19 protein-coding genes are annotated in these 21,312 nt (G+C 50.3%); 10 read left to right on the top strand and 9 right to left on the bottom strand.

Annotation, left to right across the window (positions count from 1 at the left end):
* Positions 1-19 precede the first annotated feature (19 nt).
* Positions 20-1,429, top strand: a complete 1,410-nt coding sequence (locus tag D570_RS08470; RefSeq protein ID WP_033376961.1) for an amidohydrolase family protein — start codon at positions 20-22, stop codon at positions 1,427-1,429.
* Between the two features lie 19 nt (positions 1,430-1,448).
* Positions 1,449-1,955, top strand: a complete 507-nt coding sequence (locus tag D570_RS0103970) for a cupin domain-containing protein (RefSeq protein WP_018143106.1) — start codon at positions 1,449-1,451, stop codon at positions 1,953-1,955.
* A 144-nt stretch (positions 1,956-2,099) separates the two neighbouring features.
* Here D570_RS0103970 and D570_RS0103975 read toward each other — a convergent pair whose 3' ends face one another.
* Positions 2,100-2,420, bottom strand: coding sequence for a carboxymuconolactone decarboxylase family protein (locus D570_RS0103975; RefSeq protein WP_018143107.1), 321 nt, complete (start codon positions 2,418-2,420; stop codon positions 2,100-2,102).
* Positions 2,421-2,506: 86 nt separating this feature from the next.
* Positions 2,507-2,929 (bottom strand): cupin domain-containing protein, encoded by a 423-nt coding sequence (locus tag D570_RS0103980; protein WP_018143108.1) that lies wholly within the window; start codon positions 2,927-2,929, stop codon positions 2,507-2,509.
* Positions 2,930-3,067: 138 nt separating this feature from the next.
* On the opposite strand from D570_RS0103980, the gene D570_RS0103985 reads away from it, so the two are divergent.
* The 3 genes from D570_RS0103985 to D570_RS0103995 all read left to right on the top strand — a co-directional run bounded on the left by D570_RS0103985 (position 3,068) and on the right by D570_RS0103995 (position 5,733).
* A complete protein-coding gene (locus D570_RS0103985; protein ID WP_018143109.1) occupies positions 3,068-3,901 on the top strand; it encodes an ABC transporter substrate-binding protein in 834 nt (277 codons plus the stop codon).
* Positions 3,902-4,123: 222 nt separating this feature from the next.
* Positions 4,124-4,978: an amino acid ABC transporter permease gene (locus tag D570_RS0103990; protein WP_018143110.1), complete on the top strand. Its 855-nt coding sequence runs from the start codon at positions 4,124-4,126 to the stop codon at positions 4,976-4,978.
* Positions 4,975-5,733: an amino acid ABC transporter ATP-binding protein gene (locus D570_RS0103995; RefSeq protein ID WP_018143111.1), complete on the top strand. Its 759-nt coding sequence runs from the start codon at positions 4,975-4,977 to the stop codon at positions 5,731-5,733. Before D570_RS0103990 ends, D570_RS0103995 begins: the two co-directional genes overlap by 4 nt.
* Positions 5,734-5,826: 93 nt before the next feature.
* Here the strand turns inward: D570_RS0103995 and nagA are convergent, their stop codons facing one another.
* The 4 genes from nagA to D570_RS0104015 all read right to left on the bottom strand — a co-directional run bounded on the left by nagA (position 5,827) and on the right by D570_RS0104015 (position 10,215).
* On the bottom strand, positions 5,827-7,071 hold the full coding sequence (gene nagA, locus D570_RS0104000; protein ID WP_018143112.1) for an N-acetylglucosamine-6-phosphate deacetylase: 1,245 nt from the start codon (positions 7,069-7,071) through the stop codon (positions 5,827-5,829).
* Between the two features lie 72 nt (positions 7,072-7,143).
* Entirely contained in the window at positions 7,144-7,965 is an 822-nt protein-coding gene (nagB, locus tag D570_RS0104005; RefSeq protein WP_018143113.1) for a glucosamine-6-phosphate deaminase, read from the bottom strand.
* Between the two features lie 110 nt (positions 7,966-8,075).
* Positions 8,076-9,086 carry an ROK family protein gene (locus D570_RS0104010; RefSeq protein ID WP_018143114.1) on the bottom strand — a complete coding sequence of 337 codons (1,011 nt, stop codon included), beginning with the start codon at positions 9,084-9,086 and terminating at the stop codon, positions 8,076-8,078.
* Between the two features lie 25 nt (positions 9,087-9,111).
* Positions 9,112-10,215 (bottom strand): ROK family protein, encoded by a 1,104-nt coding sequence (locus D570_RS0104015; RefSeq protein ID WP_018143115.1) that lies wholly within the window; start codon positions 10,213-10,215, stop codon positions 9,112-9,114.
* 569 nt (positions 10,216-10,784) lie between these two features.
* On the opposite strand from D570_RS0104015, the gene D570_RS0104020 reads away from it, so the two are divergent.
* From D570_RS0104020 to D570_RS0104040, 5 genes are all read left to right on the top strand, one after another.
* Positions 10,785-11,657 carry a D-hexose-6-phosphate mutarotase gene (locus tag D570_RS0104020; RefSeq protein ID WP_018143116.1) on the top strand — a complete coding sequence of 291 codons (873 nt, stop codon included), beginning with the start codon at positions 10,785-10,787 and terminating at the stop codon, positions 11,655-11,657.
* Positions 11,658-11,961: 304 nt separating this feature from the next.
* A complete protein-coding gene (locus tag D570_RS0104025) occupies positions 11,962-13,389 on the top strand; it encodes a sugar porter family MFS transporter (RefSeq protein WP_018143117.1) in 1,428 nt (475 codons plus the stop codon).
* A gap of 42 nt (positions 13,390-13,431) precedes the next feature.
* Positions 13,432-14,949, top strand: a complete 1,518-nt coding sequence (locus D570_RS0104030; RefSeq protein WP_018143118.1) for a sulfatase-like hydrolase/transferase — start codon at positions 13,432-13,434, stop codon at positions 14,947-14,949.
* 136 nt (positions 14,950-15,085) lie between these two features.
* On the top strand, positions 15,086-16,438 hold the full coding sequence (locus D570_RS0104035; protein ID WP_156812233.1) for an anaerobic sulfatase maturase: 1,353 nt from the start codon (positions 15,086-15,088) through the stop codon (positions 16,436-16,438).
* 56 nt (positions 16,439-16,494) lie between these two features.
* Complete coding sequence (locus D570_RS0104040; RefSeq protein ID WP_018143120.1) at positions 16,495-17,334, top strand: sulfite exporter TauE/SafE family protein; 840 nt, start codon at positions 16,495-16,497, stop codon at positions 17,332-17,334.
* A gap of 63 nt (positions 17,335-17,397) precedes the next feature.
* Here the strand turns inward: D570_RS0104040 and uriT are convergent, their stop codons facing one another.
* From uriT to truB, 3 genes are all read right to left on the bottom strand, one after another.
* Positions 17,398-18,813: a uridine transporter UriT gene (gene uriT / locus D570_RS0104045; protein ID WP_018143121.1), complete on the bottom strand. Its 1,416-nt coding sequence runs from the start codon at positions 18,811-18,813 to the stop codon at positions 17,398-17,400.
* Positions 18,814-19,160: 347 nt separating this feature from the next.
* The gene (ribF, locus tag D570_RS0104050; protein ID WP_018143122.1) at positions 19,161-20,279 is read right to left on the bottom strand and encodes a bifunctional riboflavin kinase/FMN adenylyltransferase; all 1,119 of its coding nucleotides are present in this window, start codon (positions 20,277-20,279) and stop codon (positions 19,161-19,163) included.
* A gap of 7 nt (positions 20,280-20,286) precedes the next feature.
* Complete coding sequence (truB, locus tag D570_RS0104055; RefSeq protein ID WP_018143123.1) at positions 20,287-21,306, bottom strand: tRNA pseudouridine(55) synthase TruB; 1,020 nt, start codon at positions 21,304-21,306, stop codon at positions 20,287-20,289.
* Positions 21,307-21,312: the final 6 nt, after the last annotated feature.

A 21,312-nucleotide genomic window follows, 5' to 3' on the forward strand; every position in this document is an offset into this window, starting at 1 on the left:
ATATCGGAAGGTCGTGTATATGACGATAAGAGAAGTGGACGATAGCCCGGTGGTTATCTACTCAGCACGCCTTGTGCTTCCCGTCACCGCACCTGCCCTTCCTAATGGTGCGGTTGCCGTGTATGACGGCAAAGTGGTCCATGTAGGCACACGATCGTGGGTGCTTGACATTGTCAAAGAAGGCCCTCTCGGCCACAAGCAGATTGTGGAGCATCATTTTAACGGTGTGCTCATGCCGGGCCTGGTCAATGCCCACACGCATTTACAGTACACGGGCATGGCCAGTGTAGGGGAAGGCCATTACTCGAGTTTCCAGGAATGGAGTGATGCTTTCGACGCTATCTACGATGATGACAGTATCGAAAAACCGTGGAGAGACTGGGCACATCAGGGTGCCCGCCAATTGGTAGAAAATGGCACTACTGCGGCCGCCGATATTGTCACCGATTTGGAAGCGGCAGGAGCTCTCCATTCTCAAGGTTTGCATGGCATTACGTATTGGGAAGTCATGGGCTGGGAAAATGAAAAGTGGAAGAGCTTAGGGCCAGAATGGCTTCGCGACCAGTTGATACAGGCCTCTGAGCAGGAAGTGACGAAACTTGGCATCAGCCCGCATGCACCCTACTCGTTGGAATCCGCTCCTTTTTTGGATCTACCCGATATCGCCCGCGGTATGGGTATGCGCCTGCACATTCACCTCGGGGAAACGCCGAGTGAATCAGCCTTAGACGGGCACGAGGCCGCACAAGACTTGTACTCCCCTGTGGCGCGCTCTTGGAGATCGCATCACTGGGATAGCTACCCTCAGCTCAAATCTTCCGGTGCGAATGCTTCGTCCATTCAATTTGTCGATCAATTGGGCAGCTTGGGGCCGGATATCCACATCGCCCATGGTGTGTATGCCAACGCAGAAGATCGCCGCATTTTACGCCAGCGCGGTGTGGGCGTGGCTTTGTGCCCGCGCAGTAATCGCATTACCTGTACTCAAAAGGATGCGCCTGTGGCCGATTATCTCAACGAAGGTAATCTCGTCTCCGTGGGCACGGATTCCCTGTCCTCCAGCCCAAGCCTAGATGTGCTCGACGATGTATCCGTGCTCTATGATTTGGCGCGCGTTCAAGGATATACGCGCAAGGATCTGAGCCATCGCCTCATTCGCATGATGACTCTCGGCGGCGCGGAAGTTATGGGCCTGAATGTGGGCGCTGAACGTATTGGACAAATCAATGCCGGTGCGGTGGCTGATCTTGCATTCTTGGATATTCCTGTGGATTTGAGCTCTGACAGCGCGTATGAACACACGCTCGAACGCATTGTGCGCCACGGGTCCGGTACGAATCGCGCCACCGTTATTTCTGGGAAAATTGTCTATAACGATCATATTTTTGAAGAAAACAACACATCTGAAGAAACACAGCACCAGAGTTAAATAACCTAAGGAGCACAGTATGCGTGATCTCAACCCGAAAACTGCCGTGCATGCGGATAAAATTCCGCCTTTAAGCACCTTTGCCCAAAGTACTATAGAAGCCTTGGATTTAGCTGCACATCCTGAAGGCGGATGGTATAAGCGGACTTGGCAAAGCCCCCTAGAATATGCGGACACGAGCCGTCCCCTCGCTTCACTTATTTATTTCCTGCTACCGGAAGGCGATTACAGCGACTGGCATCTCGTCGATGCGGATGAGCTGTGGCTCTGGCATGGGCCCGGCGCGGTGGAAATCGAAGTCTGCGATGAAGATCCACGCAGTCTCGATGCCGCTACATACGCTAAGCATTCCACGCGCAGTACGCTAAAAATCGATGCAGAACACCCAAAGGATACTTGTGCTCAGTTTCTCGTCAAAGCCGGTCAGTGGCAGCGTACACTGCCTGGAACCTCCGATGCCCTCGTCTCGTGCGTAGTCAGCCCGGGCTTTACGTTTGAAGGTTTCACGGTTATCGACGCTGACTAAAATCAGCACAAACGAAATCAGCGCAGCTTATACAAACGCAGTCTAAACAGCGCAGTCTAAACACTCCCATAAAAAATGTGGGGGAAGTTTTTCGCTTCCCCCACATCGTGAGTGAGATGAAAAAGTTGAAACAGTTTTCAGAAGTTATGCCCAGACTTCTTTAGCCAGACGCAAGACGGCCCATGCCATAGGCCAGCCTGCATAGAAGGCTGCGTGCGTCGCAATTGCTGCAATTTCTTCTTGCGTAATGCCATTTTGCTTTGCAAATTCCAAATGATGACGCAAAGAGTCATCGGCCAATCCACGACCCATGAACACACTAATGACAATCGTGCTCCGCGTTTTCATATCCAAGGTTTCATCAGCCCATACCTGTCCAAAAAGGACATCATCATTCAGCTCAGCGAATTGTGGTGCAAACTCACCAAGCTGATTTCGACCAGCTGTCTGCTTGATATCGCGCATATTTCCTCCTTTAAGAAATCGCTTACAGTTTTTGAAAAGTCTCTTCGTCTTCCAACGAGCTTAGCCTTGTTGCTTAGCCTTGCTGTCTAGTCTTCCAAAGCCTCGTATGCCGCCTCATCCACCGGCTCATACCACTCGGTTTGACCAGACGTGATAGCAATATGTGCGAACCAGCTATGCTTACCCGCTCCATGCCAATGCTTGACGCCTTTGCGTACCACGTATACATCGCCCGGCTTCATATGCACGGCCTCCTTGCCCGCTTCCTGTACCCAGCCTTCTCCTGCAGTGCACAGCAAAACCTGATAGCCGGTGGTATGCGCATGCCAGTGATTGATGCAGCCCGGTTCGAAGCTGACCTGGGACATACCCCAATCGATATTGTCTTCCGGAGCTACCAGACCTTTGAGATACGAATTACCCGTGAAATACTGGGCATAGGCTTCATTCAATGCGCCAAAACCAAAATCACTATTTTTTACTTCATTTTCATAATTTTTTTCCGTCATATTTTCAGTTTAAAACCGTAAAAAATCGAAGAATAGTCAAACTATCCACTAGATGAAAAATGGTCAGAAAATGTACTAGGGTTTTCGATACGATAAAAAGGCAGATTTTACTTTTGAGAGAAAAATTGGGAGCCGTGCATGTTTAATTCCAAAAATTTCGGACGCACCATCCTCGCAGGTGTTACAGCTGCTCTGCTTGCTTTTACAGCAGCTTGTGGCGCAACGACGTCGAGCAGTGGTTCTGAAACCGTTACGGATGGCAAGCTCACTATTGCCACCGGCGAACCCGCATACACCCCATGGGTTTTAAACAATGACCCTGAATCTGGAGAAGGCTACGAAGCTGCAGTGGCGTACGCCGTAGCAGAGGCCATGGGTTATTCGAAGGATGATGTCGTGTGGACACGTTCTACCTTCGACTCCGCCATTGCTCCAGGCGCTAAGGACTGGGATATGAATATCCAGCAGTTCTCCATTACCAACGAGCGCAAGCAAGCAGTGGACTTCTCCCCTAGCTACTACAACACGACTCAGGCCATGATTGTCAAGTCCGACAATCAGTTTGCCAATGCCACATCGTTGGCAGACTTGAAGGATGCCGTTGTCGGCTCCATGACCGGCACCACCTCTTACCAGCAGGCTAAGGATAAGATTAAGGACGACATCAAGCTGTACAACAATAATGATGATGCCGTAGCCGCTCTGTCCTCTGGCCAAATTGACGTACTCGTGGTGGATACCCCAACTGCGGTGAACATGGTGGACTCCGGTCAGGCTGGCGAGAATGGAAAGGTCCTCGGACAGATTGCCGATTCTGAAGACAGCGAAGGCATGGGCATCGTACTGCCAAAGGGCTCTCAGCTCACGGAAAAGGTGACCACAGCCGTCAATACCTTGAAGGAGAACGGCACCTTGAAGGAACTTCAGGATAAGTGGTTATCTGCATATACCACTTTGACTGTTTTGAGCTAAGCGCACAGAAGCGGCATGGCATAAGGCTATGCCGCTTTTTGTTTTTTACCAATAATTATAAAATTTTGTCTATAATGTAGTACCTTGCGTTGGAAAATCCAGCCTTTTCGAAGCAAGAATTCGCATAATTCTCTCCGTACCCGGCAGACTTATGCACCTCGCCTTTCTCCTTTACTAAGGAAGAACCTCAACTTTATACGCACTCAAACAAAAGAGAATTTCATGGCAACCTTTGACCCCTCCTCCGTGAGCGCAGTTGAACGTGACCGCGAAAAATATCGCCGGTCTGAAAGCATAAAATCCGTTATTACGAGTATTGTCAGCGCCATCGTACTCGTCGCCGTCATCGCCACGGCCTTAAATAATTCCCCGGGCTGGCAACAAGTCAAGTTCACTTTCTTTAACTGGAACTACTTCGTACAGTCCATTCCAACCGTAGCTGAAGGTCTTCTGCTCAACATCCAAGTGCTGTTTTTCGCCGTCATTGGCGTGGCCATTTTTGGCACGCTGCTGGCTCTTTTGCGTACCAGCCGTAGCGCCGTCATGCTGCCGTTGAGGTGGATAGCCACTTTCTACACCACGATTATGCGCGGTATTCCGATGCTTGTGGTGCTGTATTTGATCGGTTTTGGTGTGCCAGGCCTTGTGACCTATCGCATCTCCCCAACCCTGCTGGGTACAGTGGCTATCGTCATGAGTTACTCGGCTTATATAGCGGAGGTTTTGCGCGCCGGTTTTAACGATGTGCACCCTTCTCAGCGTGCAGCCGCGCGTTCGTTAGGCCTGACGAATTTACAAACTATCCGTATGGTGGTTATTCCTCAAGCCTTGAGGAAGGTGGCGCCTGCTTTGATGAATGATTTTATTTCTATGCAAAAGGATGTGGGCTTGATCTCCACTTTGGGTGCTGTCGATGCCATTCGTTCCGCCCAAATTATGCAGGCGAGCACCTATAACTTCACACCATATATCACCGCTTCCGTAGCATTTATCTGCATGAGCGTGCCGTTTATCCTCCTCAATGACTGGTACACCGCACGTCTGCGCAAGCGCGAGCTCAATGGAGGCACAGTATGATGAACGCTTCAGAAAACACTAAAGCTGTATTACGTCTCGATAATGTCACCAAGGCCTATGGGAGCAATCTTATCCTCGACCATTTGAGCTTTGACGTGCACGAGCATGAGGTTGTGGCGCTGCTCGGGCCTTCCGGTTCAGGAAAATCCACGCTGATGAAGTGTGTGAATCTGCTGGAACGCGTCAACGATGGCCAAATTTTTCTGGGCGATACGGATATTACCAACCCTCGTGTCAATGAAAATGCTATCCGCTCGCGCATTGGCGTAGTTTTCCAGCAGTTTAATCTTTTCCCTCACATGTCGGTAATGGATAACATCATCTTGGCATCCACGCATGTATTGAAAAAGAGCAAGAAGGACAGCGTGGATAAGGCTATGGCTCTGCTGGAGCGCATCGGCATGGCGGACAAGGCTCAATCCTTCCCCGACCGACTATCTGGCGGTCAGCAGCAGCGCGTGGCTATTGTACGTGCGTTAATGACCGATCCAGAATTGCTGTTATTGGACGAAATTACTTCGGCTCTGGACCCTATGCTGGTGGGCGAAGTGCTGGAAATGGTCATGGAGCTTAAAGAGCAGGGCACGACTATTTTGATGGCCACGCACGAAATGAGCTTCGCACATAAGGCTGCCGATCGCATCGTTTTGCTGCGCAACGGCCACATCATCGAAAATGGTACGCCTCGAGAGGTTATGGATGAGTCGAAGAATCCACAAACGCAGGAATTCTTTAGTTACTTCCGAAATCTCTAAACTCGGGATTTAACACCCAAAACGTGGTAAGCAATGTGCCCAACCGATGCTCTCGGTTGGGCACATGTATCTTCTTCCCAGATTCAGCACACGTTATTTCATCTGGCGTCCAGCACACCATACATGCTGCACTGTCCAGCTTGCATCCAGCAGATTGAAATCGGCTGCATAACCGGCACTAAGCAGGCCTAATGGATACTTCGTGACCTCGTTAGGTTGGTCAAAGCCGAAAGCTTTTGCGGGCGTTAAGGTGGCAGCCTCAACCGCATCCACGGCAGAAATGCCTAAGATTTCTACGGAGCGCTGTACGGCTTTTTCGAGCACCAAGGTCGACCCCGCAATAGCACCGTTGGAGACCAAACGTGCATGTCCATCTTCAACATTCACATCCAGCGCGCCTAGCAAATAATGACCGTCCGCGCAGTCCGTAGCACTCATAGCATCGGTGACAAAGGCGATACGATGTGGCGCAAAACCAAAGCCCATTTTAACCATGGCATTATGCACGTGGAAGCCATCATTGATGAACTCAATAACGACGCGTGAGTCCTCTACCGCGGCTGGAATAGGACCCGGATTGCGATGATGCAAACCGTTCATAGCGTTAAACATATGCGTCATAATGCGCGCGCCCGCTGCAAATCCCTTGCCCGCCATCTCATAATCCGCATCGCAGTGTCCTACAGCAGGCACCACACCGGCCTGAGCAAACTGACGGATAGCTTGCAGGCCATGTGGCAGCTCCGGTGCGATTGTAATCTGTCGCAAGGTCCCCTGTGCCGCATCCAACAACTGCTCCACCACATCAGCAGTTGGATCCTTTAGACACTCCGGATCATGAGCACCCTTACGCGACAGGGCGAGGAATGGGCCTTCGAGATGGATGCCCAAAATATCCGGACGCGATGGCATAAGATCGCGTACGGTTTTGATATTTGTGCACATGGTATCGAGAGGATTGGTAATCAAGCTGAGCACTTGTCGCGTCGTACCATGAGACATATGCCCAGCACGCGCCATTTCTATACCATCGACGCCATCATCAAACGCACTTCCCCATGCGCCATGCGCATGGATATCTACAAATCCCGGCGTAATCATGGCGCCCTGCGCATCGATTTTCTGCGCATCCTCAATATGCGCATGGCCAACGGCTGCCTCGAATTCCTCCTCGTTGGTACCCGTAGCAAGGATGCTTTCACCATCCGTTACCAGCCAGAAATGCTCGAGGATACCGTTCGCATCCACCTTTTTTGCATTGAAAATTGCCACCGCTTGAGCAGGCTGCGCTAGCTTGCTGCTCATATCGCGGGCTGTATTCATTCTTTGTTCATCCATAATATGCTTCTTTGCAAATTAACACTGATCTGTAACTGCGCACGTACACGTTTTATTGTACGTCGCACAGGGCTAAATTGACTGCCACTGTGGCTTTTGTGCGTAAACGAATTCGTAATAATCCTTATGCGTCAACTTCGAAGCCGCCGCCTGATCTACGATAATCGTCGCATGTGGGTGCAGTTGCAACGCTGAAGCAGGGCACATCGCGCTGACTGGACCTTCAACAGTGGCCTGCACCGCATCTGCTTTGCCCTCACCAAAGGCCAGCAAAACCAAGTGGCGAGCGCGCAAAATAGTGCCAATGCCTTGTGTAATACAGTGTGTAGGCACGAGATCGAGATTATTGTCGAAGAATCGAGCATTATCTTGACGCGTTTGCTCCGTTAAGGTCTTCAGACGGGTACCGGAAGCGAGTGAAGAGCCCGGCTCGTTAAAGCCCACATGACCATCCGTACCAATGCCCAAAATCTGCACATCTATGCCGCCGGCCTCGGCGATGGCCTTATCATAAGCAGGTCCTGCCGCTAGGATTTTGCTGGCAGCGTCTGGATCGTTGAGCCCCATGCCGTTGAGACTATCGCCGGGCACATGGACACGCTCAGGATGTAAGCCCAAAGGCTCCACGACGGTGCGATTGATGGTGCTGCGGTAAGATTCTGGATGCTCTAACGGCAATCCAATATACTCGTCCAATGCAAAACCGCGTACCTGGGAGACATCGATGTGCTCATCGGCTACCAATTGTGCGAGCTCGTTATATGCAGCCAGCGGGCTGGATCCCGTGGCGAGTCCGAGCACAGCATCTGGCCGTGACTGGATGAGGTCGGCGACGCGACGGGCATAGAGGAGTCCGGCTTCTTTTTCATTGTTGACAATAATTACTTCTGCCATGTGTTTTTCCTATTTCCTTGATTTGTTGTTATTTTCACGCCGTGAACTCAAAGCCCTGGTGTAGCGTTCCAAGCACCACAGTGTGCGAAAAAATTAATGTGTTGATTTCTTTACTTCTCGTACAGCGCCGCTCCTACTGCTCCAATTGGCTGGTCGCTAGGTGCGAGCACCAGCCTCTGGTCGAGCTGAAGAGAGGTGATAAACGAAGAATTTTGTGCCCGCTTGCCCAATTCATTTTTAATCTCTTTGAGGAGCACATCGCCTGTTTTTGCCATGCCGCCACCGATAATGATGTTTTGAGGATCGATGGTTACCGCAATAATATCCACGGTATCGGCGATGGCTCCAATAATCGTGTGCAAGGTTTCGCGAGCTTCTAGATATCGGGAAGAATTCATATCATGAGCGTGACGAATAACGGCTGGCATTGCTGGTGAATCGTATGGCCACAGTCGCACCGCTGCTCCTCCGCTTCCGGCGGTTTCCAAACATCCCGACTGCCCGCAGGCACAATTCCAATGATGTTTTTCGATAGGCACGTGCCCAATTTCTCCTACCACGCCACTGTAACCGGTATCCAGTTTTCCATCTCTAAGCACACCGGCCGCCAGCCCTGTGCCGAGGTTGAGGAAAACCGTGGTATTGTGCGTCGTTTTTGATTGCTGCGTGTCAGTCTGTGCCTCAGACAGTGCACCGGAGTCGACATTTTCAGCGCAGTCCAGCACCGCCGCTGCCCCTATGGCCGCAGCATTGACATCATTGACGACCGAGGTAGGAATGCCTGTCAACTCCTCTATGGAAGAGCCCAAAGCTACTTTATCCACCTTGAGGTTCGCAATATTTTCGACCACGCCTGTATCAGAATCCACCTTGCCCGGGGTGCCAATGCCGATGGAGCGGATGTTTTTGATATCCAAGCCTTCGGTGAGCTTATGCACAATCTGATGAATCCGCTCAATCAAAGCCTGTGCACCCTGAGGAGCCGGAAGTTCATACTGTTTGAGGATGTGTACGCCATTGTGTTTTGCCAACGCAACGCCGGCAATTTTCGTGCCTCCGACATCAATGCCAAGCGCGATATCGCTCGGAATTTCACGTCTTTGTGAATCCACAGCATTCATGGAATTTCCCTTTCTCTTCCACCTTTCAATACTGCTCGGCTGCAGTATCTAAATCTTCTTGAGTGACGATTTGCCTAATTTTAGGTACCAGTTTGCGGATAACCATGACGGCTTGCCCACGCAAGGCCAAATCTTCGCCTTGTACGCAACGACGAATAGGAGGGATTTTCCTCCACTCTGTGTCAATCATGGAGTGGAGTTCCTCACGCATCGAACCTAGGAAGGCCGCGCCCACAATATCAGCGGGACCATAGACGCAAATATCGTGCAAATCGAGCAGGCCCACAGCCATAGAGAGAACGCGTCCCAGCACTTGCCCCGATTGGGACAGAATCTGCGTGCGTGTCAACGGCGATTCCGCGATTAAATGGCGGATGCGCTCTGGGGACACCAGCGCTTCTAAACAGCCCTTTTTACCACATTCGCATTCTGGACCATCCGGGTCGACGACCACATGACCAATTTCTCCTGTGGTAAAGCTGTCCCCATGCACGATGCGATCGTTTATGCACAGGCTTGCACCCACGCCGCGTTTGAGCGAAATCAGCATAGAATTTTCGGAGCTCTCACCGAGGAATCGTTCTGCCACTAATGCAGAATTGGTTACATTGCCCACCACCGTAGGCAGACCAACGGCAGCTTCAATTTCCTCTTGCAAATTGACATTATCCCAACCCAGAAAAACGGATTTAATCACATGCCCCTTGGTGTCAATAATGCCAGGCAGTGTAATGCCCACGCCCAGTGCTTCTTGAATGCCAGGTTTAATTAAGGCCGCCAAACGGTGACATACCTCGATGACATCGGATCGATCCAAAACATCCTCCGGATGCTTCGGCAGCTCGACCCTTTCCACCACATGTCCGCTGAGATCGACTAAAACGCCTTTGATGAGATAAGCCTCGGATAAATCCACAGAAATCACGCGCCAATAGGTATCGTCTACCGCCAGCAAGGTGGACCTTTTGCCACGACCAGATCGTTGATCCATGCCAATTTCGCGCACTATGCGAGAATTCATCATCTCGCTGGTCACATCGCTCATGGCCATACGCGACAGGCCGAGTTCTTTGCCCAGCTCAACGCGTGAAACCGTCTCCCGCTCAAAGAGGAGATTAAACACGGCCATTATATTGTGGGATCTGATATCCGCTGGCGTACTCTTCATCGTCGTCATTCTGCGCAGCCTTTTCTCTACAAGGGACACTTATCTGTCATATTAATCTGTGACCGCATATAGTTTCCACGTCTGTCGGTGAAGACAGGTCGTGCAGGCATGCTCTCTAAAGTCGCCGGAGTGTGTGCGACTATCGCAAAACGTATGCCCACCATTGTCATCCTTCGTCCTTACACCGTCCTTATCGCGTGCACTAGATTGAACTAGCGTCGCAATGTATAGCGTGTATAGCTGCGAGTTACCAGTGTTATCAGAGTTACTAGGGTTAGCACTGCATCGTGTATACACATTCAGCACTTCTGCTCATATGCATGTGTATGAATCGAATGTAGCATTAAAAATTAATTTTGTCTACTTACCTTACAATTAAATAGATTAATCGACAATTTACGTCTACTATGCTCCATAGCAACACCTTTTAAAACACACAGTTTTGGCGCATTTATGGGATTTCCATCCATATATTCAAATAAAATTATCCTGCAAAACTTTATCGTAAATAGCTATGCTATAATAATTTCATGGCTACTCCATTTATTATGCGTGACCTCGTCAATGATGACTCGTCACTGCGCGTGAGCGATTACGCAGCGCATGTTTTGCAATGGACTCCCCGCTCTCAGGCCGCAAGACTTCACGGGGAATTCGATAATCCATCCGTTATCTGGCAACCTTCTTCTATCTATTTAGCCGAAAACACCGCAATCCGTGGAGGCATTCCTGTTATCTTCCCGTGGTTTTCCAATGGGTATATACACGGTGCAGATGCCCAACTTCAACCCAAGCATGGGCTGGGTCGCGTCAATTACTGGACATACTCGAGCAGTAGCGATGCACATCATCTGCAGTACACGCTTTCCAGCGCAGATATAGCACAGGATTACCCTTCTACGTTTGGGCAGTTCCATGCACAGTACGATATTTACTTCGACGAGGATTTACGTCTTGAGTTGAGTGTTTTCAACGATAACGACACGGCTGTAGATTTTGAAATGGCACTGCACACATATTTTCATGTTTCCCATGTGCGCGATATCGGCATTAATGGCCTCGAAGGCGCCACTTACACGGATGCAACAGATAATTTCGCAGTACACACGCAAGACGAGCGCTCATTACGCATTGCTGGCGAAGTCGATCGCATCTACGACAGCATCAAGGATATCGTCATTGTAGACCCATCCTTTAAACGCTCCATACACATATCCACACACGGCACAACGAATACCGTCGTATGGAACCCTTCCGTGTCTGGTGATGCCATACCAGATATGCAACCAGGTGAATGGACCCAATTCGTCTGCGTAGAAGCTAGTGCCTGTAAAGAAGGTGCTCTTTCGATTCCTCCTCATGCGAATCATACGATTTCGCAGAGGATTTCAACGAGCTTCTGATTTTTAAAGCGTATTATATCCCCTCTCCGTTCGGCACACGCCTTGCGTGTGCCGAACTTTTTCTCTGTTTGAAACCTAAACCGCCACAATTGCAAAGACACATAACGTATTTATGATTTTTCAAATATTTTTATAGAGTGTTAGAAATGGCTTATTCTTGCGGTTTATACGTAATACAGAAAGAAGAAATTGTCTGGGATTTCTAAGTTTTTTCTATTTATGTCAATAGTCTTTACATTTAGGAGGTATACTGAACTTATTGTGATAACTTCATCACAGTTTGAATCTCAAAGGGGAGGTTTTTATGTCTAGTTCCCAGACCGTATCCTCCGAGAAGGTGAAGAAGGCTGAACGTTATGCCACTACCTTGGCATTGATTGTTACCCTTGGTCCACTTTTCTACGGATTTGAAGGCATGGTACTCAATGGAGCCATTAGCGCTGTCGGTAGTGAATTCCATCTTGGTGCTCTTGCTAAAGGTATTGCAGGATCTGCGGGTATTATCGGTGGTTTAATCGGTTCCGTCATTGCCGGACGCCTATCCGATCACATTGGTCGTCGTGGCGTTTTGTTGTGGGTAGGCCCACTGCTCATGTTTGAAGCTATTTTCGGTGCATTATGCCCATACTTGGGTGGATATCCATTCCTTCTTCTGTGCCGTGTGGTTGGAGGTATCGGTTTTGGTGCCGCGACAACCGTTGCTCCAGGTTATGTAGCGGAAATTTCACCAGCTCGTATTCGCGGGCGTCTGATTTCCTTTAGGCAGCTGGCCATTATCTTAGGTTTGCTCTTTGCTGCTGTGGCAAATATGGGTGCGCGTCAGATTGCGGGATCCTCTACTGCAGAAGTCTTTATGGGCGTGAAGGCATGGCAGGTTATGTTCCTGTGCTTGATCATCCCAGCATTGGTCTACATGATTTTGATGCCATTTATCCCAGAGTCTCCACGTTATTTGATTTCTAAGGGTGAGGATAAGAAGGCTGCGGAAATCTTGGCACGTCTGACGCCTGCAGAAGATATCGATGCCGAGGTGACTACTATTAAGAGCACTCTGGGTGGCACAACGAAGATGCTGGGCATCGTCGAAGTGCTGAAGTCCAAGTGGCGCACGCTGGTGCTTGTGGGCATGGCTCTTGCAGCCTTCCAGCAATTAACCGGTACCAATGGTATCTTCTTCTATTCGAATACATTGTTCGAAGCTGTGGGCATGCCAGAATCCACCGCTTTCCAGCAGACCTTGATTTTAACCGCCTTCAAGATTGTCGGCGTCACGGCCGGAATTCTTTTGGTCGATCGCGTGGGTCGCAAGCGTATGCTCATGTACGGCGGCACCTTAATGTTCATCGCCTTGGGCACCGTCGCTACCGTTTTCACCGTGGCACCAATGGGACCTAACGGCCCAGACATCAGCAATAGCCCAGTGCTCGGCTTCTTCGCCGTTGCCGCTCTGTGCTGCTTCTTGCTCGGATTTACCTCATCGTGGGGCCCTATCTTCTCCGTCATGATGGGCGAGATGTTCCCTAATAATATCCGCGGAAGCGCTATGTCTTTGGCTTCAGGCTCTGACTTCTTCTTCAACTTCCTTATCGTGCTCCTCTTCCCTTACTTGGTCGAATGGTCACCTGCCTTCACCTACTGGATGTACTGCGCATTCGGCGTGCTTGCGGTGATTTTCGCCTGGAAGTATCTCGAGGAGACAAAGGGTAAGACCTTGGAAGATATGGGCAAGTAATTCGCTCGGTTAGCAATTTTTACAATTATTCAAGGAGAAAAAATGGCAGAGAATGAACGTATAGTTCCACAAAATGTGCGAAATATCATTACGTTTATGACCGATCAACATCGTCTCGATACCTTAGGCTGCTGGGGAAATACCCACGCACAAACGCCTAATATCGACTCACTAGCTCAGGAAGGATGCCGCTTTACCAAGGGCTTCACGCCATCGGCAATTTGTACACCTGCTCGAGCATCCATGCTTACGGGCCAGTTGCCGTTTAAGCATCAGACACTGGCAAATCCAGAATGGAATATCGCTTATTCCACGGCCATTCCTGAAACGGATTGGACCTATACGCAGGAACTGCGCGATCACGGCTATAACGTGGGCATGGTGGGCAAGTACCACTGCGGCGCAAACCTGCCAGATAAGTTCGGATGCGATGATGACACCTTCTGGGGCGCAGAAAATCCTGTAGCCAACGAGCAGTATGTGGCTTGGTTGGAAGAAAACAATCTTCCGCCGGTGAAGGCTCATGATTTCTGGCGCGGTAAGCTGCCAGGCAACCGTGACGGCCATATTTTGGCAGCTCGTTTGGATCAGCCAGAAGAGGCAACCTTTGAACGGTTTATCGCCGATCGTACGATTGCACGTCTGCGTCAGTATGCGGAGGATTACAAGACCAGTGGCAAGCCATTTAGCTTGGATGTCCACTTCTTTGGTCCTCATCTTCCATACTTCTTGCCGGATGAGTGGTTCGATCTCATCGATCCAAACGATGTGGAATTGCCAAAGAGCTTTGACGACACCTTGCTGGATAAGCCAAAAGTTCAGCAAAACTACGCCGTCTATTGGTCCACCTCCTCCTTCAATGCAGAGGAGTGGAAGAAGCTCATTGCCGTGTACTGGGGCTATGTGGCCATGATTGACTTCGAAATCGGCCGCATCCTCGATGTCGTACGTGAGCTGGGATTGATGGATGACACCGCCATGTTCTTCACCTCAGACCACGGTGAATTTACGGGTTCCCACCGCCTTAACGACAAGGGCCCTGCTATGTACGACGATATCTACCGCATCCCTTATATCGTGCGCATTCCAGGCCTTACCCATGGCACAACCAATGAGAACTATGTCTCACTGATTGATGTTACAGCCACGATTTTGGATATTGCTGGATTGGATACCACGCTGGTGGAAGATGGCCGTTCTGTCATCCCATTGGCCGCAGGTCAGGACGTGGACGATTGGCGTAAGAATATCGTCTGCGAATTCCACGGTTTGCACTTCCCTATCCAACAGCGCATGCTGCGCACAGATGATTACAAGTTAGTCGTTTCACACGAATCGATTAACGAGCTCTATGATCTCAAGCGCGATCCATTCGAGCTCAATAATCTCTACACCGTGCCGCTGTATGACAATGTCCGCCGCGAAATGGCTTCCGAGCTGTACAACCAGCTGAACGAACGCGGAGACAGCTCCTTCGCCAAGTGGATGGCCGCTATGACCGACTTCGACATAGCTCTCCAAAACACAGCCCGCTCCGATTGGGACGAGGTTGCTGACTAAGGCATAGTCAGATTGCTCGATGATGGGTTAGAAATGCTCACGCACGTTTGAGCATTTCTAACCTTTCTCCATAATGAATTTTCCCACCACGCTTAATGCTGAATACTTCACACTTCACTCAGGATTGCAGGACATCATGACACAGATTAATGAAATGAATTCCTCCATGCCAGCAGGGCCACTGACCGCAGGTCCTCTGACGAATCGACGCCAGCTGCCTTTTTCCGTCGTAGCAAAACCGACCGGCGCCGCATGCAATCTTGACTGCCAATACTGCTTCTTCCTCTCCAAAGAGCTGCTCTATAGTGCCCACAAGCAAACTATGACCGAGGATACACTGGAAAAATATGTGGCCGAGTATCTGGCCGCAAGTCCTGATGGCGAGGTTACTATGCTGTGGCAAGGCGGAGAACCTACCTTGCGCGGCTTAGACTTTTTTAGAACGTTGATTCGTCTCTGCGATCAATACAAACGCCCCCAGCAAACCGTCAAGCACGCCATCCAGACCAATGGCACACTTATCAACGAAGAATGGGCACAATTCCTCAAAGACAATCATTTCCTCGTGGGTATCTCCATCGATGGGCCTGAGAAATATCACGATTATTACCGCCTCAACCGCGCCGGCCGCGGCACGCACGCCATGGTGATTCGTGGATGGAATTATTTACGTGCTGCAGGCGTCGATACCAATATTTTGTGCACCATCCACCACGCCAATGAAAATCATGGCCGTGAAGTATATACATATTTTAGGGATGAACTTGGAGCAGATTTCATCCAATTTATCCCTATCGTAGAGCGCGTCAATCCTCGCGATCTGGAACGTATCGAAAATTCCGGATGGCGCAAAACCTCCAAAGACGGTGTGGGTCTTCTATACAAGCAAACCGGCGATGCCGTTACCTCGCGCTCTACCAAACCGGCACAGTACGGCCAATTTCTGAACGATGTCTTCGATGAATGGGTCCAACACGATGTAGGCAAAGTCTATGTGCAAGATTTTGACGCAGCACTAGGCGCTTTATTTAACCAATACTCCGTGTGCTATCACGCGCCCGAATGCGGCACTAATATGGCATTGGAATTTAACGGCGATGTCTATGCTTGCGATCATTGGGTCGAGCCGGATTGGTATGTGGGCAACATCGAAAAATCCTCCTTCTACGATTTGGCACATACGGATGTGATGCGTCAGTTTGGCAAGAAAAAGCATGAGCAACTACCAGAACTCTGCCGATCTTGCCCATTTAGGCGCATGTGCAATGGTGGTTGCCCGAAGGATCGTTTTGTAGTGCACAAGGATGGAAGCACACCACAGAATTATTTGTGCCCAGGATATAAGAAGTTTTATGGGCATATTCGCCCAGACATCGTCGCCATGGCACGTTTACTGCGCGCAGGCCGGGCTCCAGCGGAGATTATGGATCCTCAAATTCGCAGCGCTTATCGTTTGCAAGAGCGGACGAGGACGAGTCTTGCGCGTTGATGTTTGTAATTCTTTTGATACCAACATTAGATAGAAACTTGATTAGAGGTTGATTTATGACGTATTCCCTCCTCATTGCTTTATGTATAGGCCTTCTCGTCGGCATGGTTGTGGGTGCTTTGGGCGCCGGCGGTGGCATATTATCCGTGCCGGTTTTGGTGTATTTGCTGGGCTTAGAGCCGCATGCCGCAGCGGCTGGCTCCCTGGTGATAGTGGGACTGACGGCGCTTATTTCGCTGATTCCGCGCTCACAAGAAGGCCATGTGCGCTGGAAGGATGGCTTTATCTTTGGCCTTCTATCTTTTGTGGGTACGTATGTGGGCTCCAAGCTTTCCGGTATTTTGCCCGGATCCGTGCTCATGACGCTGTTTTCCCTGCTTCTCATCGTCGTAGGCATTACGATGATTCGCAAAGCCCAGAAGGAACGCAAGCGCGAATTGCGCCTTGCCACGCTTTCGGGCACTCAAGAGACTGTTGTTATCGAAGAAACCAGTGGTTCTTCGGATACACACGCACAGTCGTCCTCAAAAAGTCATAACCTCATTAAGCTCATCGCCTGCGCTACCGCCACCGGTTTTTTGACCGGATTCTTTGGTGTGGGCGGCGGCTTTGCAGTCGTTCCTATGCTCGTGCTGGCCATGAGCTTTACCATGAAGGAAGCTTCCTCCACCTCTCTTCTGGTTATGCTCATGGCTTCAGCCGTGGGTTTAATTTCTCGACTCGGCTCGGATATCAGTGTGGATTGGACCATTGTCATCAGCTTCGCGATTGCATCCATGTTGGGCGGTCTCATCGGCGCGCCGCTTTCTCGCAGATTTAAAGACAGCACCCTAACCACAGCATTTGGTTATTTGCTTCTTTTCGTAGCACTTGCCAATGGCATTTCCCTCATATAATTCATTGGCAATAAAAAAGGCTGGGCAGCTTTAATAACTGCTCAGCCTTTTGTTTTATCCGATTTACTTATCCACGTCTGGCTTTGGTACCAAGAAGGAAGCTCCCAAAGCAAGAATAACGAGTACCAAACCGGTGACAACCGCAGCTACGTAGCCGGCGGAAACGGAGCTGGACTGCGTAAACATGCTCAAAGCAGCGTACAAAGCCACGTAGCTCAAACCGGCACCCAAGTTGAAGGCACCCGAATTCAATCCCGGCAAGTAACCCGGATTATCAGCTGGGGACAGCACAATGCTCAAACCGTTCAACATAATATTCACGGTGCCTGCATAGCTGAAACCGAGAACTATAGATACGAGTACCAGTCCCCAAATCGATGGATGTGCAGCCACATACACCGCAAAGAGCATACCCAAGGTCGATACGGCTAAGCCGGCGCGCAATACCTTGAGGTATCCGAAGCGCGCTGCAAGCACACCCGCAATTGGACCGAATGCCAAACCAATCAACGCGTATGGCGTCAAGGTAGCAAAGGACACAACGCTTGCACTCAAGCCTGTACCATACGTTGGATCCTGAGCAACGGCTGGTACGATGCCGTTCATGACGGCGAAGATGCCCGTCATTGTCAGTGTGGTGCTGAGCAACAAGCCCCAGGTACGACGCTGCTTCAGATATACGGTGGATACCATTGGTGCAGCGGAACGCTTTTCCACCATCCAGAATGCCACGAAGCAGACCACAGATACAATCAGCAGAATGACAGTCAGGCCCCAGTTAGCAGCGGCAAGCTTTTGCATTTCGTTGATAGCGGTGATGAGCGTACCCATAGCCACAACCAAGAGGAAGGCGCCCAGCCAATCCATAGCTGGCGTTTCCTCCGCCGTGCTTTCCTCAGCAAAGAGATAAACAAGAACAATTGCAAGACCCGCAATGATTGCCATGGCTACGAACACTGAGCGGAAGCCCCAAGTTCCTGCGAGGAAACCACCGAAGATAGCATCCACACCCGCAATGCCACCGTTCACAGAGGTGAGGATAGCCATCAGCTTTGTATAGCGCTTTTCTTCCGTCACAGCTTGGTGCAACATAATCAAGCACATAGAAACGATTGGACCAGCCGTACCCTGCAAAATACGGCCAATCATCAAAATGGCCACATTAGGAGCAAGTGCAGAAACAATGCATCCCAATGTCGTAATAACCAACATTCCTACGAGAACTTTTTTACGACCAATTAAATCCGCCAGTCGAGGCAGGAACAACGAGAACAATGCTGCTGCAGTGAAGAAGACGGTTTGAGTCAAACCGATTTGAGCAGATGTCGTATTGAGTTCGTGCTCCATGGTCGTCAACGCTGGAGAGAGCATGGAGGCGTTCAACTGGAAAGCAAAAATAGCCACCAAAAGAGCAGCCATCAAAGAAACAATGGACTTTCCAGTTGTGTCGAGAGTCTTATTTTCTTTCCGTTCACTCACAATAGGCTCCTTAAAACAGTGAGTTTGAGGGAAAGCTTGGGTTTGCACCAGCGTGGAGCGAGCATCGCCTGCGATACCTCTTCACTGCGCATTCTTGGGAAACCTACTTTTCCACTTTGAAATTAATGTCGTCTCAAGAATATACCGTGAATTGGTTAAACGCAAAACCAAAGGAAATATAAGCCTTCTCAGAGACTAAAACTTTGGCGAATTTTCAAGGAAAATCGTGAGACTGCGCGGATGGCTTCGGCGTGTCGCTTGAGTCTTCTTCTTGCGCATAAAAAAACTCGTCTTGAGGCAACGTCCTACCGCCTCAAGACGAGTTCATCATCTGTGCTTTACTCCACTCAGCGTGCCAGTGTTCGTGTCTTTTCTACATCCGCATGCATCTGCTCGATAAGTTCTTCTGCGGAAGTGAAAGTCAGCATTGGCCGCAGATAATGCGTGAACTCTACGCGCACCGGAACGTCGTACAAATCTACATCTGCATCCACACAGTACGCCTCCACTGTGCGCTCGGTTTTATCGAAGGTAGTGCTTACGCCTACGGAAATTGCAGCTGTGTAACGCTCATGCGTGTTGAGATTTTCCAGATAGCCGGCATATACGCCATCGACCGGCACAAATCCTTGAATATCTACACAGTTGGCCGTAGGAAAACCAAGCTCTCGCCCACGCTGATCGCCGTGTGTTACACGCGCATCGATAGAATGCGGTCTACCGAGAATATGCGTAGCTTCTTGCACACACCCGCGCGCCAGCAAGAAACGCACCATGGAGGAACTGTATTCACGCGTAGCCACACCTTGATGCTTTTTACTCCAGGCTCTGAGCTCTGCCTTAGTCATACTTTTCAGCGGATTTTCCGGCTCCCCTAGTGTCTGCGGTACCACGTACTGAACCGCGCGTGGTAAATAAATGCCGCCTGGACCAAAATCGTCCACTACTTCAAGTTCGAATACACCGGTGGCTGCAGACAGTTTTTCTATGGACTGCACATTGCCTTCTCGCCCCTTGCCCATGGTGGCATCAGAGCCCAAGACCAGCGTCCTCATGCCCAGCTTGCCCACTAATTGTCCCAGGAAGAAAATATAGGTGCGAGCTGCAAATTCGAGCGTGTAATGCACGACGAGCGCGTAGTCAAAACCCGCCTTTTCGATGAATTCGAGGCGGTGGTCCACACTCATCAATGCCTCGGCATCTGCATAATCTTCAGCCTTCTCCAGCTGTGCACCCTCATGATTTTTCGCATACGTGTGCACCACACTCGGACGAGGCGTAAAAGTAATGGCTACGCTCGGTACGTCATGCTGATGCGCCAGTTCAACGGCGCGCGAAAGCACCGCCTGATGGCCCTTGTGCACCCCGTCGAAAGTGCCAATCGTCACGACTGCACGCTTATCCTCGCTCAGCGTTGGCCAGTCCACTACACCTTGCTCATTAGGGTCGAGTCGAATTATGTCCATGATTCTCCTATGCTTCTTGAACAAGATTAGCTAATTGTGTCGATGTAATAAACACTGTAGAGGGTTTGACGAGATTCTTCTTCCAGGGCTCAATTAACGCCATCAAGTGACCGTTATACAGCGCCGCCTGCTGCTGAGTAATGTGCATGCGAATCGGACGACCGAAGCTGATGTCTACCGCCTGCTCGGCGCTCAATTCACACCAGGGTAAGGTGTGCTGAGCCGCCCATGCAGGGGAAATAATATGCTCCTCTAGCCGTTGAGCATCTTGGAATTCTTGCGGAAAGACCACCTTACGGCGCGTCACCTCTTCGCCGTGTTTATTGGTAAAGCTACGCGTTTGCGTACTACACGAGAGCGTGCGCGCATCGCCTACGTCAAACTCCCCCACCTGCACGCGCCTCAGCATAATAAGAGAACCACCAACACCCAGATTATGTCCTAAATCACGACCGAGGGCGCGAATATAGGTGCCCGCAGAGCAGCGTACAGAAGCGTCGACTTCGATGAGACCATCCGCTCGCCTGCGCATATCGGTTAAGCAGAAGTCGTCGATCGTAATTTTCTGGGCCTTCAGCTCCACCTCTTGCCCGCTACGTGCTAAGTCATACGCCCGCTTGCCCGCAATTTTCTTAGCAGAAAAACTGCTCGGCACCTGATCGATGTCGCCCAAAAAATGTGCCGATATTTCTTGTTCAATTCTGTGTCGATCCAGCCCGACTAATGCCGCTGTAACGGCATCTTGCTCGTGCGCATCCCAAGGAATGATATCTCCATCCGCATCGTCTGTGGTCGTACGCTGGCCGAGGAGAATAGTGGTGTGGTAAGTTTTTCGCGAGCCCACGATAGCATTGAGCAAACGTGTAGCGGAGCCAAAACCGATTACCAACACCCCTGTGGCCATGGGATCCAACGTACCCGCATGCCCGACCTTTGAGGTATGGAGCAACGAGCGACAAGCCGCTACCACGTCATGACTTGTCACACCCTGAGGCTTATCAACGACTATTACTCCGCTTTTTTCCACTGCTTT

The organism is Alloscardovia criceti DSM 17774, assembly GCF_000376885.1.
Lineage (GTDB): Bacteria > Actinomycetota > Actinomycetes > Actinomycetales > Bifidobacteriaceae > Alloscardovia > Alloscardovia criceti.

Coding starts and splice junctions, on each gene's coding strand:
- D570_RS08470 (WP_033376961.1), top strand. CDS start 20: ATGACGATAAGAGAAGTGGACGATAGCCCGGTGGTTATCTACTCAGCA.
- D570_RS0103970 (WP_018143106.1), top strand. CDS start 1,449: ATGCGTGATCTCAACCCGAAAACTGCCGTGCATGCGGATAAAATTCCG.
- D570_RS0103975 (WP_018143107.1), bottom strand. CDS start 2,420: ATGCGCGATATCAAGCAGACAGCTGGTCGAAATCAGCTTGGTGAGTTT.
- D570_RS0103980 (WP_018143108.1), bottom strand. CDS start 2,929: ATGACGGAAAAAAATTATGAAAATGAAGTAAAAAATAGTGATTTTGGT.
- D570_RS0103985 (WP_018143109.1), top strand. CDS start 3,068: ATGTTTAATTCCAAAAATTTCGGACGCACCATCCTCGCAGGTGTTACA.
- D570_RS0103990 (WP_018143110.1), top strand. CDS start 4,124: ATGGCAACCTTTGACCCCTCCTCCGTGAGCGCAGTTGAACGTGACCGC.
- D570_RS0103995 (WP_018143111.1), top strand. CDS start 4,975: ATGATGAACGCTTCAGAAAACACTAAAGCTGTATTACGTCTCGATAAT.
- nagA (WP_018143112.1), bottom strand. CDS start 7,071: ATGGATGAACAAAGAATGAATACAGCCCGCGATATGAGCAGCAAGCTA.
- nagB (WP_018143113.1), bottom strand. CDS start 7,965: ATGGCAGAAGTAATTATTGTCAACAATGAAAAAGAAGCCGGACTCCTC.
- D570_RS0104010 (WP_018143114.1), bottom strand. CDS start 9,086: ATGAATGCTGTGGATTCACAAAGACGTGAAATTCCGAGCGATATCGCG.
- D570_RS0104015 (WP_018143115.1), bottom strand. CDS start 10,215: ATGGCCGTGTTTAATCTCCTCTTTGAGCGGGAGACGGTTTCACGCGTT.
- D570_RS0104020 (WP_018143116.1), top strand. CDS start 10,785: ATGGCTACTCCATTTATTATGCGTGACCTCGTCAATGATGACTCGTCA.
- D570_RS0104025 (WP_018143117.1), top strand. CDS start 11,962: ATGTCTAGTTCCCAGACCGTATCCTCCGAGAAGGTGAAGAAGGCTGAA.
- D570_RS0104030 (WP_018143118.1), top strand. CDS start 13,432: ATGGCAGAGAATGAACGTATAGTTCCACAAAATGTGCGAAATATCATT.
- D570_RS0104035 (WP_156812233.1), top strand. CDS start 15,086: ATGACACAGATTAATGAAATGAATTCCTCCATGCCAGCAGGGCCACTG.
- D570_RS0104040 (WP_018143120.1), top strand. CDS start 16,495: ATGACGTATTCCCTCCTCATTGCTTTATGTATAGGCCTTCTCGTCGGC.
- ribF (WP_018143122.1), bottom strand. CDS start 20,279: ATGGACATAATTCGACTCGACCCTAATGAGCAAGGTGTAGTGGACTGG.